This is a genomic window from Kribbella sp. NBC_00482, assembly GCF_036013725.1.
In the GTDB taxonomy this organism is placed as follows: domain Bacteria; phylum Actinomycetota; class Actinomycetes; order Propionibacteriales; family Kribbellaceae; genus Kribbella.
In genome coordinates this window covers 5,587,111-5,602,364 of sequence record NZ_CP107881.1, presented here as the reverse complement: position 1 = coordinate 5,602,364, position 15,254 = coordinate 5,587,111, and the positions used below count along the sequence as shown (strand labels likewise).

The 15,254-nt window shown below is 68.1% G+C and carries 12 protein-coding genes; 5 read left to right on the top strand and 7 right to left on the bottom strand.

Features of this window, described 5'->3' with window-relative positions; translation table 11 throughout:
- Positions 1–663 precede the first annotated feature (663 nt).
- The 4 genes from OHB24_RS27360 (at position 664) to OHB24_RS27345 (ending at position 5,229) form a co-directional block, all read left to right on the top strand.
- Positions 664–1,839, top strand: coding sequence for an ROK family transcriptional regulator (locus OHB24_RS27360; protein WP_327633711.1), 1,176 nt, complete (start codon positions 664–666; stop codon positions 1,837–1,839).
- An 80-nt stretch (positions 1,840–1,919) separates the two neighbouring features.
- Entirely contained in the window at positions 1,920–2,999 is a 1,080-nt protein-coding gene (locus OHB24_RS27355) for a substrate-binding domain-containing protein (RefSeq protein ID WP_327633710.1), read from the top strand.
- A 113-nt stretch (positions 3,000–3,112) separates the two neighbouring features.
- Positions 3,113–3,928, top strand: a complete 816-nt coding sequence (locus tag OHB24_RS27350) for an ATP-binding cassette domain-containing protein (RefSeq protein ID WP_327633709.1) — start codon at positions 3,113–3,115, stop codon at positions 3,926–3,928.
- Positions 3,925–5,229 carry a sugar ABC transporter permease gene (locus tag OHB24_RS27345; RefSeq protein ID WP_327633708.1) on the top strand — a complete coding sequence of 435 codons (1,305 nt, stop codon included), beginning with the start codon at positions 3,925–3,927 and terminating at the stop codon, positions 5,227–5,229. The genes OHB24_RS27350 and OHB24_RS27345 overlap by 4 nt, the downstream gene beginning before the upstream one ends.
- A gap of 52 nt (positions 5,230–5,281) precedes the next feature.
- Here the strand turns inward: OHB24_RS27345 and OHB24_RS27340 are convergent, their stop codons facing one another.
- The 6 genes from OHB24_RS27340 to gcvT all read right to left on the bottom strand — a co-directional run bounded on the left by OHB24_RS27340 (position 5,282) and on the right by gcvT (position 13,241).
- Entirely contained in the window at positions 5,282–6,301 is a 1,020-nt protein-coding gene (locus OHB24_RS27340; RefSeq protein WP_327633707.1) for an ABC transporter ATP-binding protein, read from the bottom strand.
- An 18-nt stretch (positions 6,302–6,319) separates the two neighbouring features.
- Complete coding sequence (locus OHB24_RS27335) at positions 6,320–7,483, bottom strand: ABC transporter ATP-binding protein (protein WP_327633706.1); 1,164 nt, start codon at positions 7,481–7,483, stop codon at positions 6,320–6,322.
- Positions 7,480–8,472 carry an ABC transporter permease gene (locus tag OHB24_RS27330; protein ID WP_327633705.1) on the bottom strand — a complete coding sequence of 331 codons (993 nt, stop codon included), beginning with the start codon at positions 8,470–8,472 and terminating at the stop codon, positions 7,480–7,482. The genes OHB24_RS27335 and OHB24_RS27330 overlap by 4 nt, the downstream gene beginning before the upstream one ends.
- 107 nt (positions 8,473–8,579) lie before the next feature.
- Positions 8,580–10,340, bottom strand: a complete 1,761-nt coding sequence (locus tag OHB24_RS27325) for an ABC transporter substrate-binding protein (protein WP_327633704.1) — start codon at positions 10,338–10,340, stop codon at positions 8,580–8,582.
- Between the two features lie 40 nt (positions 10,341–10,380).
- Positions 10,381–11,388, bottom strand: a complete 1,008-nt coding sequence (locus OHB24_RS27320) for an ABC transporter permease (RefSeq protein ID WP_327633703.1) — start codon at positions 11,386–11,388, stop codon at positions 10,381–10,383.
- Between the two features lie 752 nt (positions 11,389–12,140).
- The gene (gcvT, locus tag OHB24_RS27315; RefSeq protein ID WP_327633702.1) at positions 12,141–13,241 is read right to left on the bottom strand and encodes a glycine cleavage system aminomethyltransferase GcvT; all 1,101 of its coding nucleotides are present in this window, start codon (positions 13,239–13,241) and stop codon (positions 12,141–12,143) included.
- Positions 13,242–13,338: 97 nt separating this feature from the next.
- Here gcvT and OHB24_RS27310 point away from each other — a divergent pair, with 97 nt between their 5' ends.
- Positions 13,339–14,841 (top strand): leucyl aminopeptidase, encoded by a 1,503-nt coding sequence (locus tag OHB24_RS27310; protein WP_327633701.1) that lies wholly within the window; start codon positions 13,339–13,341, stop codon positions 14,839–14,841.
- Between the two features lie 71 nt (positions 14,842–14,912).
- Here the strand turns inward: OHB24_RS27310 and OHB24_RS27305 are convergent, their stop codons facing one another.
- Positions 14,913–15,230: a hypothetical protein gene (locus OHB24_RS27305; protein ID WP_131342419.1), complete on the bottom strand. Its 318-nt coding sequence runs from the start codon at positions 15,228–15,230 to the stop codon at positions 14,913–14,915.
- Positions 15,231–15,254 lie beyond the last annotated feature (24 nt).

The following is a 15,254-nucleotide window of genomic DNA, read 5'->3' as shown; positions in this document are numbered from 1 at the left end:
ACCGGTGATCCGGTGCTGGTGACGATTCGTGGGCGGCTTTGCGGAACATAATTGCCAGCCCGTGACGAAAATGTTCCGGAAAGCGGGAGACCGGGCGGCTGTGGCGTGGGGAGGATGCCGAGTGGGGAAGATATCCTCCCCAGATCCTGCTCCGAGGGGCGCGTGGTCAGCGGACGTGCCGGTGATGCCGGTGATGCCCGTGGCTGTGAGGGGTTGGTGGTTGGTAGGAGGGTTTTCCTGGGATGGCGCCAGAAATCCTCCACGGACGTGCGGGAAACTCTCCACCGAGCGGTCGAGCCGGCGATCCGGCGGTCCGGGACTCCGGTGTGCAGAACGCCTGCCGTGGCGGCAATCGCTTCGAGTCGTGGCGTTTGGTTGGCCCCCGGAGCGTCGATTCGTGGATCGAGGTTGCATTCGGCCGCCGAGATCCACGACTCGAGGAACCGGAGGTGGCTGCTGTACGTCGGTCGGGGCGGTGCCGGAGCAGACCGATCCACCACGAGAGTCGTGTGAGCGCTCACCTCCACCACCTCGTGGCCGGGGTGGTCTACTGTCGCCGACGAGACGTTCAAGTGGGGTAGTGACGGCGAGGTTGCGGAAGATGTTCGTGGTTCACGACCGGTGGGCGGCCGGGCACGCCCCGCGATCCGTTATCTTTATGTAATGAACGCAACCCGCCCGGCCCCGGGCTCGCAGGCTTCGCTGCGCGAAGCCAACCGTGCGCGCGTTCTCGGCGTCGTCCGGCAGCACGGCCCGCTCACCCAGGTCGAGATCGCCGCCGCCTCCGGACTCTCCGCGGCCACCGTCTCGAACATGGTCAAGGAGCTCGACCAGGCCGGGATGGTCGGCCTGTCCCGGAGCATCCGCAACGGCCGCCGCGCCGTACTGGTCTCCCTCGCCTCCGGCGGCGGGCTACTGGCCGGCGTCGCCTTCGGCGAGCGCGACGTCCGGGTCGCGGTCGCGAACGGTTCCCGCGAGATCCTCGCCCAGCAGCTGATGCCGCTGCAGGCCGACCACGTCGCCGACGAGGGCATGGAACGCGCCGCCCGGCTGCTCGCCGACCTGGCCGAGACGGTCAGCTCCGGAGTCGAGGACATCTCCGCGGTCGGATTCGGGCTGCCGATGCCGGTCGACTCCGTCAGCGGCGAGGCGGGGTCCGACGCGGTGCTGCCTGGCTGGCGCGGCGTCAACGTGACCGAGGCGATGTCCGGGTACCTGCGCGCCCCGGTCGCGCTCGACAACACCGCAAACCTTGCCGCGCTGGGCGAACTGCGGGCCGGCGCGCTCCGCGGAGTCCGGAACGGCTGCTACCTGAAGTTCTCGTACGGCGTCGGCGCGGGCATCGTGATCAACGGCGACGTGTTCCGCGGCTCGACCGGTACGGCGGGCGAGATCGGGCACGTCACGATCGACGAGAACGGACCGATCTGCCGCTGCGGAAACCGCGGCTGCCTGGACACGTTCGTCGGCTCGCGGGCACTGATCAGCAGCCTGGCCGCGTCCCACGGACCGCTGCGGCTGAAGGACATCGTGACCCGCGCGCTCGGCGGCGATCTCGGCTGCCGCCGGGTGATCGAGGACGCCGGTCGGCGCGTCGGCGTCGCCGTGGCCGGGGTCGTGAACCTGCTGAACCCGGAGGCGATCGTTGTCGGCGGTCTGATGGCCGAGGCCGGTGAGCTGATCAACGCCCCGCTCCGCGAGGCCCTCGACCGGTGCGCGATCCCGAGCGCCGCGGCGACCGTCGAACTGCGCCCCGCCGAGCTCGGCGACGAGGCCGACATCGTCGGCGCGATCCACCGCGCATCGATGCTGAGTCACACCAATATCTCCATTTCTTGAATTCAAGTCTTGACGCCAAGACGCTAGGGAGCTTGACTGCGGGCAGGCCAATCGGGGCCGTCTCGTCAAGGAGCCGCCATATGTCCGTCTCAGTACTTCGTCTCGTCGGCCTCGGCGTGGCCGTCTCGGCCCTCGCCGCCTCCTTGGTGGCCTGCGGCTCCGACGACTCCGGCTCGGGCAGCGGCTCAGGCGGCGCGAAAAAGATCGCGCTGTTGCTGCCCGAGTCGAAGACCACCCGGTACGAGGCGCTCGACCGCCCGCTGTTCACCGAGGCGCTGAAGGCGGCCTGCGGCGACTGCCAGCTGATCTACAGCAACGCCGACCAGGACGCCGCGAAGCAACAGCAGCAGGCCGAGGCCGCCCTCACCCAGGGCGCGAACGTGCTGGTCCTGGACCCGGTCGACGGCAAGGCCGCCGCCGCGGTCGCCGCCTCAGCGAAGGCCCAGAGCGTCCCGGTGGTCGCGTACGACCGGTTCATCGAGAACGCCAACTACTACGTGTCGTTCGAGAACGAGGCGGTCGGCAAGCTGCAGGCGCAGACTCTGGTGGATGCGCTCAAGGCGGCCGGCAAGACCTCCGGCAACATCGCGATGATCAACGGATCGCCGACCGACCCGAACGCCGCCGACTTCAAGAAGGGCGCACACAGCGTGCTCGACTCCAGCGGCTTCAAGGTCGCCGCCGAGTTCGACACCCCGGACTGGAGCCCGGACAAGGCGCAGGCCTGGATGGAAGGCCAGCTGAGCGCGATCAAGAACGGCCTGGTCGGCGTGTACGCCGCCAACGACGGCACCGCCGGCGGCGCGATCGCCGCGCTGAAGGGCGGTGGCGTGACGCCGCTGCCGCCGGTCACCGGGCAGGACTCGGAACTGGCCGCGATCCAGCGGATCGTCGCCGGCGACCAGACGATGACCATCTACAAGGCGGTCAAGCCGCAGGCCGAGGCCGCCGCCAAGGGTGCGGTGGCGCTGGCGAACGGCGCCAAGCCCGAGTCCACCACCGACAAGAGCGGCGTGCCCTCAACGATTCTCGACCCGGTCGCGGTGACCAAGGACAACATCAAGGACACCGTGGTCAAGGACAACATCTACAAGGTCGAGGACATCTGCACCGCGGCCTTCGCCGCCGCCTGCACCGCCGCAGGTCTGTCCGCCAACTGACCCGCCCCTGGGCGTAGCCCCCCGCAGTGAGGTGCGGGGGGCTACGCCGACCTCTCCCCAACCGCGCCCCCGGCGAGGATCATGGCGTGAAATAAGTCCAGGAGGCTCAACACGTGACTGTTACCCCGACTCCCCTCGATGTCGGCGCCGGTACGGTGCTGGCGTTGCAGGGGATTTCCAAGCGTTTCGGTGCCGTGCAGGCTCTGAAGAACATCGAGCTGGACGTCCGCGCCGGTGAGGTGCTGGCCCTGGTCGGCGACAACGGGGCCGGCAAGTCCACGCTGGTCAAGACGATCGCCGGCGTCTACACCGCCGACGACGGATCCATGGTGTTCGACGGCAGGCCGGTCCGCGTCGGCAGCCCGGCCGAGGCACAGCAGCTCGGCATCGCCACCGTGTTCCAGGACCTGGCGCTCTGCGACAACCTGGACGTGGTCGCGAACCTGTACCTGGGCCGCGAACTGCGCAAGAACGGCGCGCTCGACGAGGTCGAGATGGAACGCTCTTCCTGGGAGTTGCTCCGGCAGCTGTCCGCGAAGATCCCGTCGGTCCGGATCCCGGTCGCCAGCCTGTCCGGCGGCCAGCGGCAGACCGTCGCGATCGCGCGCAGCCTGCTCGGCCGGCCCAAGGTCGTGATGCTGGACGAACCGACCGCGGCTCTCGGCGTAGCTCAGACCGCCGAGGTCCTCAACCTGGTCGAGCGGCTCCGCGAACGCGGCCTGGCCGTGATCCTGATCAGTCACAACATGGCCGACGTGATGGCGGTCGCGGACCGGGTCGCCGTCCTGCGTCTCGGCCGCAACAACGGCGTCTTCGTGGTCAGCGAGACCCGGACGCAGGACATCATCGCCGCCATCACCGGCGCCACCGACAACGCGGTCTCCGAGCGCGCCGCGCGCCGGAGCCGGGAAGAGGGACCGGCCTCATGAGTCTCCAAGGATCGGGGACCCGCCCCCAGGACATCAGCGATCCGGCGGCGACGCCCGAGGACAACGGCGCGGCCCAGCTGCCGGCCGATCTCCAGGACGAGCGGCTGATCGCCCGGGACGGGATCAGCGGCGCGGTCGGCGCCTTCACCGCCCGGCTCCGGTCCGGTGACCTGGGTTCGGTCCCGGTGGTCGTCGGCCTGGTCATCATCTGGGCGGTGTTCCAGGTCGCGAACAGCTCGTTCCTGTCCAGCCGCAACCTGGTGAACCTCACGCTGCAGACCACGTCCGTCGGGGTGATTGCCCTCGGCATCGTTCTGGTCCTGCTGCTCGGCGAGATCGACCTGTCGGTCGGTTCGGTCAGCGGCGTGGCGGCCGCGGTCATCGGCGTCACGTTCGTCAACCAGGGCTGGCCGCTCGTGCTGTCGCTGCTCGCCGCCGTCGCGCTCGGTGTGCTGATCGGTCTGTTCTACGGCCTGCTCTACACGCGCTTCGGCGTACCGAGCTTCGTCATCACCCTCGCCGGTCTGCTCGGGTTCCTCGGTCTCCAGCTGCTGGTGCTAGGCAAGGACGGCACGATCAACCTGCCGTACGACTCCGCGCTGGTCGGGTTCGCGACGCGGAGCTTCCTCTCCCCCGCGATGGCCTACGCCTTGGTCGCTCTGGTCGTCGTGGCCTACGCCCTGAGCCGTTGGCAGGGCAGCACCGCCCGCGCCGCGGCCGGTCTGTCCGCGGCGCCGAACTCGGTCATCGCCATCAAGGCCGGCGGCCTCGCGATCGTGCTGCTGATCCCGGTCGCGATCCTGAACGGCGACCGCGGCGTCTCGGCGATGTTCCTGCTCTTCCTCGCCCTCGTGGTGGTCACGGACCTCGCCGTACGACGGACGCGCTGGGGCCGCTCGGTCTTCGCCGTCGGCGGCAGCGTCGAGGCCGCGCGCCGGGCCGGTATCAACGTCCGGATGATCTACCTGACGGTGTTCGCGGCCTGCTCCACGTTCGCAGCCGTCGGCGGCATCCTGGCAGCGGCCCGGCTGGTCGCGGTCGGACAGGCCAGCGGCGGAACGGACACCAACCTGAACGCGATCGCGGCGGCCGTCATCGGCGGCACCAGCCTGTTCGGCGGCCGCGGTTCGGCGTACTCCGCGCTGCTCGGCGCGCTGGTGATCATGTCGATCTCCAACGGCCTCGCCCTGCTCAGCCTGGACTCCAACGTCCGCTACATCGTCACCGCCGGCGTCCTGCTGATCGCCGTCACGATCGACTCCCTCAGCCGCCGCAGCCGCCAGGCCCACGGCCGCGCCTAGAAAAGCAGACACAAGAAAGCCCCCGTCGCCGTTGACGGGGGCTTTCTCGGTTCTAGGCGGTTTCGGCGATCAGGTCGAGCTTCGGCTCCGCGAAGTGGCAGGCGGCCGTGTGGCCCGGACTCGACTGCGGCTTGATCTCCAGCAGCGGCTCCTGGGTGGCGCAGATGTCCTCCGCCTTCCAGCAGCGGGTCCGGAACCGGCAGCCGCTCGGCGGGTCGATCGGCGAGGGTACGTCGCCGACCAGCCGGATCCGCTCCTTCGGCGGCACGCCCCGGATGGTGCCCAGGTCCGGCGCCGCCGACAGCAGCGCCTGCGTGTACGGGTGCTGCGGCGCGTTGTAGATCTGGTCCCGGCTGCCCTGTTCGACGATCTTGCCGAGGTACATCACCGCGACCTCGTCACAGAAGTGCCGGACGACGCCGAGGTCGTGCGCGATGAACACGAACGCGATCCCGAGGTCCTTGCGCAGGTCCTCGAGCAGGTTCATCACCTGGGCCTGGATCGACACGTCGAGCGCGGAGACCGGCTCGTCGGCGATGATCACCTCGGGCTCCACCGCGAGCGCCCGGGCGATGCCGATGCGCTGCCGCTGCCCGCCGGAGAACTCGTTCGGGTAGCGGTTGTGGTGCTCCGGGTTCAGGCCGACGCGCTCCAGCAGTTCCTGGACCCGCGCGAGCTCCTGGCCCTTCTTGACCAGGTTGTGCACGCGCAGCGGCGTACTGATGATGTTGCTGACCGTCTGCCGCGGGTTCAGCGAGCTGTACGGGTCCTGGAAGACGATCTGCAGCTGGCGGCGGAACGGCCGCAGCTCCCGCTCCTTCAGCTGCGCGATGTCGGTGCCCTTGAACACGATCTGGCCGGCAGTCGGGGTCAGCAGCCGGGTGATCATCCGGCCGGTGGTCGACTTACCGCAGCCGGACTCGCCGACCAGGCCGAGGCTGGCGCCGGCCTTCAGCTCGAAGTTGACGCCGTCGACGGCCTGCACGACCTTCTTGGTCCGTCCGAGGCCGGCCGCTTCCTTGATCGGGAAGTGCATCTTCAGGTCGCGGACCTGCAACAAAGTTTCGCTCATGATTCCTCAGTCCCCTCGTCAGCCCAGTCTCGGCGCGATCTCGGTCTCGTAGATCGAGGCCTTGTCGTGCAGGTGACAACGGGAAGTGTGCGCACCGGCGCCGTCCACCGGCAGCAGGTCCGGGAGTTGGGTGGTGCAGAGCTCGCCCTTGACGCGGTCGACGTACGGGCACCGCGCGGAGAACGAGCAGCCCGGGGGCAGGTTCAGCAGGCTCGGCGGCAGGCCCTTGATCGGGCGCAGCCGCTCGTTCGCCGCGGAGACCGTCGGGATCGACTCGAGCAGACCCCAGGTGTACGGCATCCGCGGGTTCGCCAGGACGTCCTCGGCGGTGCCGTACTCGACGCAGCGCCCGGCGTACATCACCAGGACGTCGTCGGCCATCTCGGCGACCACCCCGAGGTCGTGGGTGATCAGCACGATCGCGGAGCCGAACTCCTTCTGCAGGTTGTTCAGCAGGTCCAGGATCTGCGCCTGCACGGTGACGTCCAGCGCGGTGGTCGGCTCGTCGGCGATCACCAGCTTCGGGTCGTTGATCAGGCTCATCGCGATCATCGCGCGCTGCCGCATACCGCCGGAGAACTCGTGCGGGTACTGCGAGAACCGGCGCGGCGGGTTCGGGATCCCGACCAGGTCGAGCATCTCCAGCGCCCGCTTCTTCGCCACGACCTTGGAGACCTTGTGGTGCACCCGGTACCCCTCGACCAGCTGGTTGCCGATCGTGTACAGCGGGTGCAGCGAGGACTGCGGGTCCTGGAAGACCATCGACATCGCGTCGCCGCGGATCTTCATCAGCTCGTTCTCGGGCAGGCCGACGAGTTCGTCGCCGCCGAGCCGGATCGAGCCGGTGATCCGGGTCCGCTTGCGGTCGTGCAGGCCCATCACGGCCATACTCGACACCGACTTGCCGGAGCCGGACTCGCCGACGATGGCCAGCGTGCGGCCGAGCGGGACCGAGTAGCTCAGCCCGTTCACCGCGCTCACCAGGCCGTCGGCGGTGGGGAACTTCACGGCGAGGTCCTCGACCACCAGGTACGGCGTCTCGCCGCTCGGGTTGATCGAACCCTGCCGGCGCTCGCGGGTGGCGACCGACGGACCACGCTTGGCGGCCGCGGTGTCGGCGGCCGGCGTTTCCACCATGCTGTCCTGAACTTCCTTGGCGTCGTCGTTGGCTGGGTTCGTCACGAGAGCCTCACCCGGGGGTCGATCAGTGAGTAGGCGATGTCGACGATGAAGTTCATCGCAACCAGGATGGCCGAGGAGATCAGGACCGTGCCCATGATCAGCGGCAGGTCGTAGTTGCTCAGACTCTCCAGCACCAGGTTGCCGAGGCCCGGCAGGTCGAAGATCCGCTCGGTGAAGATCGCGCCCGCGAGGCTGCCGGCGATGTCCAGGCCGAAGATCGTCATGACCGGGATCATCGCGGACCGCAGCCCGTGCTTGTAGGTGACCACCCGGTCCGACAGGCCCTTCGCCCGCGCGGTCCTGATGTAGTCCTCACTCAGCGCCTCCACCATCGAGCCGCGCGAATACCGCGCGTACTGGGTGCAGCTGTACAGGCCCAGGACCAGCCACGGGGTCAGCAGCCCGGTGAACCAGGCCCCCGGATTCTGGGTGAGCGGTGTGTATCCGCCGCGCGGCAGGATCTGGTACAGGATCGTCAGGTACAGCGAGATCATCAGCGCGACGATGTAGTACGGAACCGAGCTGAGGATCAGCGTGCTGCTCATCAGCGCACGGTCGCCCAGCGTCCCACGTCTCTTCGCAGCCATCGAGCCCACGAAGACACCGATAGTGAGGACGAGCACCGCGTACCCGGCGACCAGTGACACCGTGACCGGCAGCCGTTCCTTCAGCATCTGGGTCACCGGACGGTCGTTCTTGAACGAGAATCCCAGACACGGCACTGCGCACTTCTGCTTGACGCCGGCCGTCTCGAAGGTCCGCCCGGCGAAGATGCCCACCGTGTACTCGGCGAACTGCTGCACCTTGGGTCGGTCCAGGTGCAGATTTTCCTTGATCTCGTTGTATCGCTCCTGGGTGCAGTTGCGATCACCGCAGATCGCGCCGGCCGGGTCGGTCGGCGCAACGAAGAACAGCGCGAAGGTCACGATCAGCGTGACCAGCACGACGCTGAGCGCGCTCACCAGCCGGCGCGCCACGAAGTAGAGCACGAGGGATTCTCCTCACCGAGGGGTGGTGACCGGACGAGTTCAACACTGTCCGGTCACCACCCGTGGTCAGTCAGATGATCAAACCGCTAGGACTACCTGACCCTGGATCAGGGCTGCTTCAGGAAGATGGAGGTGAACTCCGGCAGGCCCTGGGTCGGGTCGTTGATCACGTGCCCGAGGTTCTTGCCGACCGGGTAGTTGCTGGCGCTGTAGTAGAGCGGGATCAGCGGCAGGTACTTCTCCATGATCATCTTGTCGACCTTCGGCCATTCCTTGAGCTGCTCCTCGGGGGTAAGCCCGTTGACGCGGTTCAGCTCGGTGTCCAGCGTCTTGTCCTGCAGCATGCCGATGCTGTTGCTCAGGTCGACGGCGTCGGAACGGAACAGGACCGGGAACCAGCTCGCACCGGACGGCCAGTCCGAGCACCAGCCCGACGGGCCCTGACCGATGTTCACCGGCGCGGCCGGGTCGTTGCGGAAGGTCCGCAGCTTCGCCTTCGCGACACCCACGGCCCGCACCTTGAAGCCCGCGGCCGTGTACACCTGGGTCCGCAGCTGGGTGACCTGCGTGGCGATCTTGTCGTCGTTCGCGTAGTACCAGCTGAGCTCGAAGTTCTCCTTGCCGAGTTCCTTCAGCTTCGCCTTGACCTCGCTCGCGACGGCCGGGTCCTCGGCGCCCTTACCGGTGCCGACCAGGCCCGGGAGCTCGTACTTCTCGTAGCCGGGAACGGCCGGCGGCATGATCGTCGACGCCGGGATCGCGCTCTGCGGCGTCAGGCCCGCGACCTTGCGGTAGGTGTCGAACGGGTACGCCTTCGCGATCAGCTGGCGGACCTCCATCGGGATCTTCCGGGTGTCCAGGCCCCAGACCGTGGTGCACGGCTGCGGACCGGTGACGAGCTGGCTCTGGTCCTTGACCTCGGGGATGAGGCTGGAGTCCAGGTCGGAGTAGTTCAGCGCGTTCGCGTCCGGGCCGTTGCTGGCCAGCACCTGGCGCTGCACCTTCAGCGTGTCCTGACCGAACTTGAAGTCCCAGGCGTCCGGGTACTGGTAGCGCACCGGGTCGCTGTTCGCGTCCCAGTGCGGGTTCCGCTTGAGCTTCAGCTCCGTACCCGGGTTGTAGGTGTCGACCTGGTACGGGCCGGTGGTCATCGGCTTCAGGTCGTAGGACTTCTTGGTGTCCTTGGCCTGCGGGATCGGCGTGAACATCGGGAACGCCGCGTAGTACGGCAGGTCGTCGAACTTCTTCGCCAGGTGGATGACCAGGGTCTTCTCGTCCGGCGTCTCGACACCGGAGTAGTTCGCGCCGTTCGCGCTGTACGGGCCCTTGTAGGTCTTGCCGTCCTTGAAGTACTCGTCCTGGTACACCGGTCCGGCGTCGTACAGGTCGTGCGCGAAGGACCGCTTGATCGCGTACGCGTAGTCGGCCGCCTTCACGGGCGTGCCGTCCATGTACTTGATGCCCTGCTTGAGCTTGAAGGTCCAGGTGAGGCCGTCGGCGGACTTCGTGCCCAGGTCCTCGGCGAGGTCCGGAACGAGCACCGGCTTGTGGCTGTCACCGTCCAGGCGGTACTGGGTCAGCGCCCGGTACATCAACTTGCCGATCTGGTTCGTGTCGGTGAAGTAGATGTTCGTCGGGTCGAGGGTGTCCGGCGAGACGTCGGCGAGGACGGTTGCCGTGCCCCCCTTCTTGGCGCCGTCGAGCTCCGGGGCCGGGCCCTTCGCGGTCGCGTCGGTCGCCTTCTCCTGGGCGGTACCCGCGTTGCCCGCGTTCGCCCCGCCCTTGCCGTTGTTGGACGACGGGGTGCCACAGGCCGCGACGGCCAGCATGACCGTCGCCGCAACAGCGGTGATTTGTTTCCACTGCATTGTTGTGTTTCTCCTTTTCTGCCGCTGGGGCAACGCCGGGCTACCGGCGAGTCTTGGGGTCGAACGCGTCACGAATGGCGTCGCCGAGCAGGGCCATCGCCAGGACGAGTGCGGTGATGCCGAGCACCGGCAGCCACAGGTACAGCGGGTCCGCCTTGAACCAGTTGGTCGCGTTCGCGATCGTCTGGCCCCAGGACGGGACCGGCTCGATCAGACCGACGCCGAGGTAGGACAGACCCGCCTCCGCGGTCACGTAGGCCGGCAGCGCCAGCGACGCCGAGATCACGATCGGCGCGACCAGGTTGGGCAGCAGTTCCTTGAACAGGACCTGCCGGGTGGGGACACCGATGGCCTTCGCGGCCAGTACGAACTCACGCTCGCGCAGGGACAGCACCTCGCCGCGGATGATCCGGGCCAGTCCGGCCCAGCCGAAGAACGACAGGACGAAGATCAGTACGAAGAACCGCGTCGAGGCCTGTTCCTCCGGCGAGAGGTTGAAGGACCCGCCGCGCATGCTCTCGACGATCGGCACCATCGCGATCGCGAACAGCAGGTACGGCAGGCTCAGCACGAAGTCGACGAACCAGGAGATGATCCGGTCCACCCAGCCGCCGAGGAAGCCGGCCAGCAGACCCATCACGACGCCGACGACAGTCCCGAACAGGGTCGCCACGAACGCGACGATCAGCGACGGGCGCGCGCCGTACACCCAGCGGGCGAAGTTGTCCCGCCCGGTCTTCGGCTCGACGCCGAACCAGTGCTGCGCGTTGACGGCGAAGGTCGGGAAGCCGTACTCGTCGACGAGCTCGGGGTGGAAGGTGCCGATGTCGCCGCCCTCGATCTTGGTCAGCACCGGGGCGAAGATCGCGATCAGGATGAAGAACAGCACCACGAACGCGCAGACCACGGCCACCTTGTCCTTGCGGAGCCGGTCCACCGCGACCCGCGTGGGGGACTTTCCGTGCGGGACGGCGGAGCCCCGAAGCGGTTCCGCCGACGCCGGGTGTTCTTCGATCCCAACAGTCGAGTCGGGTGACCCAATTGTCATTCGCACTCCGTCAGTTCAGTCGGCCGGATTTCGGTCCGCGGATCCGGCACTTATCGGTGGATGGCGTGCCGACCTTTGCTCGCTTGCGGGCTCGGGTCAAATCCCCTTGACAAGGGATTCCGCCGTAGCCGCGCGCTAGCCTGCCCGACACTGTGACACCAAACCAGCAGTGCTCGGCAGCAGTGCACAAATCGTTACCGGAACCGGTACTCGAACGGAACATTTGCCCCATTTCGTCACCGTTCGCAGTCAATCCTGCGCAAACCGCGTCGGCACAGCACCGACAGTGGCCAATTTGTGCCAGATTCTCACCCAATGTAACGAAAAGTCACATTTGGTCTCGATCCGGCCACGGACGACGACAGGCGCCGGACGGCCCGCAGTCCCGAGATGAAGCGGACATGACGGGCCTGAAGCCACCGCAGACTCGGCGGCCGCGCGCTGTCCGCGTACACATGGCTTCCGATCGGATCATCATGTCGGTACCGGTCACCTGGACAGCAGTGGACCTGACGACACCTGATGCGACGAGGCTGACCGCGACCCCAGTTGTCAGTGACCGCGTCGAGCCAACGAACCGCCGTTTCGTCCGTCAGTTCGTCGCGCGTCCGACCTCAGCATCTCGGCGAGTTCGTCGACCAGGGCGCCGAGGTCGACTTCCTGGGGAACGGCAAGATCCTTCGCTTTGACTGCACTCCGGTCGACCATGCACGGATTGTCATGGCCGGTTCAGGCGACCCGTGAATTCGCGGTCAGCGCACGTGAACCGTCACGAAGGGGGGTTTGACGACGTCGAAGGTTTCCTCGCGGCCCCGGATGTCGACGGTTACCTGATCGCCTTCTTTCACCGACGCGTCCAGCAGTGCCAACGCAATACCTTTCTTCAGCGTCGGCGAGAACGTTCCCGAGGTGACTTCACCGAGTGCGGTACCGGATTGATCCAGAACGGACATGTGCGGTCGCGGGATACCCCTTCCAGCGGCGCGCAAGCCGCGCAGGATCCGGGCCGGTCCGCGCTCCTTCTCGGCACGCAGGGCCGCGTCGCCCCAGAAGTGCTCCTTCTTCCAGCCGACGGCCCATCCGGACCGCGCCTGGACGGGCGTGATGCCGGGCGCGATGTCCTGGCCGTGCAGCGGGTACCCCATCTCGGTCCGCAGCGTGTCCCGCGCGCCCAGTCCGGCCGGGACGATGCCGTACTGCTCGCCGGCCGTCAGCAGTGCGTCGAACACGGCCACCGCGGCGGCGTTCGGTACGACGAGCTCGAAGCCGCGCTCGCCCGTGTAGCCGGTGCGGCACACGACCACCGGCGTACCGCCGAAGTCGGCCGTGGCGAAGGACATGTAGTCGTGTCCGGTCGGCATACCGATCGCGGACACCACCTCGTCGCTGTTCGCGCCCTGCACCGCGAGGATGGCGTAGTCGTCGTGGACGTTGGTCACCTCGACGCCGTCGGGCGCGTCGGCCTGAAGCAGGCGGACCACCTCGGCGGTGTTGGCCGCGTTCGGGATCAGGAAGACGTCGTCGTCGGCGTGCAGGTAGGCGATCAGGTCGTCGACCACTCCCCCGTTCTCGTTGCAGCACAGCGTGTACTGCGCCTGACCCGGCGCGATCTTGCCGAGATCGTTGGTCAGGCACGCGTTCACGTACGCCGCGGCGCCCGGACCCTTGACAGTCGCCTTGCCGAGGTGGCTGACGTCGAAGACGCCGACCGACGTACGGACCGCGGTGTGCTCGGCCACGACGCCGGAATACTCCAGGGGCATCTCCCACCCGCCGAACTCGGCGAACTTGGCGCCGAGCGCGACGTGGCGCTCGTGCAGTGGCGACTTCTTCAGATCAGGAGACTGGGTCATGGAGGGGAAACTACCCGACGCGTAGCATGCTCAGGCAGCACGCACGTACCGTGACGACCGGCCATCTGCCCGCCGGTCAAGGAGGACTGAGGATTTCGTGACCACCATCACCCTGAGCAAGTCAGATGCCGCCGGCGTCAAGAGCGACGCCGTGGTCATCGGCGTGGTCAAACTCGGCGGCGGCGTCACCCTGCCGGCCGGCACCGAGTCGCTGAACGCCGCGTACGGCGGGAAGCTGGTGGAGGTGCTGTCCGGTCTCGGCGCCACCGGCAAGGCCGGCGAGGTGACGAAGGTGCCCGGGCCGCTGCTCGGCAAGGGCAAGTCCGCGACGCTGATCGCGGTCGGTCTCGGTACGGCGCCCGACGGCGCGCTGAAGACCGAGGACCTGCGGGCCGCGGCCGGCACCGGTGTGCGCGCGGCGAAGATCTCGCAGTCGGTCGCGTTCGCGCTGCCGGCGCCTGACGCGGAGTGCGTGCGCGCGGTCGCCGAGGGCGCGTTGATGGGCCGCTACGCGTTCACGGCGTACAAGTCGTCGGACGGTGCGAACGAGGCGCCCGGCAACCTGACCGTGCTGACCGACCTGGCCCGGAACAAGGACGCCAAGGCCGCCGTCGAGCGCGCCCAGGTGACCGCGGAGGCCGTCGCGCAGGTGCGGGACTGGGTGAACACCCCGCCGTCGGACCTGCACCCGGCCGAGTTCGCGGCCGACGCGGTCAAGCTCGGCAAGGAGTACGGCGTCAAGGTCGAGGTGCTCGACGAGAAAGCGCTCGCCAAGGGCGGGTACGGCGGCATCCTCGGCGTCGGCCAGGGCTCGAGCAACCCGCCGCGGCTGGTCCGGCTGACGTACACGCCGAAGAAGGCCGTCACCCACCTGGCGTTCGTCGGCAAGGGCATCACGTTCGACTCCGGCGGCCTGTCGCTGAAGACGTCGACCGGCATGGTGAGCATGAAGTCCGACATGGCCGGCGCCGCCGCGGTGATCGGCGCGACGATCGCCATCGCGCGGCTCGGTCTGCCGGTCCAGGTGACGACGTACGCCGCGATGGCCGAGAACATGCCGTCCGGTTCCGCGGCCCGGCCCTCCGACGTACTGACGATGTACGGCGGCAAGACCGTCGAGGTGCTGAACACCGACGCCGAGGGCCGCCTGGTCCTCGGCGACGCGCTGGTCCGGGCCTCCGCGGACCAGCCCGACCTGATCATCGACGTGGCCACCCTGACGGGGGCGTGTGTCGTTGCCCTGGGCACCAAGGTGGCGGGCGCGTTCGGGAACGCCGACACGGCCCGCGACCGGGTCGTGGACGCGGCGCTCGCGGCCGGTGAGTCGATGTGGCCACTGCCGATCCCGACCGAGATGCTCGACAAGCTGAAGTCGCACTCCAAGGTCGCCGACCTGGCCAACATCACCGGCGAGCCGTGGGGCGGCGCCCTCGCGGCGGCCGCGTTCCTCGGCGACTTCGTTGCTGACGGCATCGACTGGGTCCACCTGGACGTCGCCGGTCCCGCCTTCAACGACGGCGGCCCCTCCGGCTACACGCCCACCGGCGGCACCGGGTACGCCGTCCGCACCCTGGTCGAACTCGCCGCCTCAGCGAGCTGACCCCCCGCGCGGTGACGGTTCGGGGAGTTCTACCTACCTGCAGCGACCGGTAGAACTCCCCGCACGACCACTCAGGCGAGGCCGTTCTTCTTCATGCGGGCGTTGTACTCGCGCATCCGCGGCGGGTAGCCGACGACGGCCGCGTCGTACGACGGGATGCCGAGCTTGTTCGCGAAATCGTGCGCCCACTTGACCGACGGGACCCGGCGGCGGGTCCACTCACCGTCGAGCGCGACCAGCACCATCGTGTACTCCGTCACCGCCGTCCGCGGCTCGACGAATCCCTCGACACCCTGACGGGTCTGGGCGAACTCACGCAGGTGCGCCTGGTCGGGAGTGTCCGACCGGCGCATCGTTCCGGCCTTCTGCCGGCGACCGAACCACTTCATGACGTCAAGTGTCCACTATCTGTG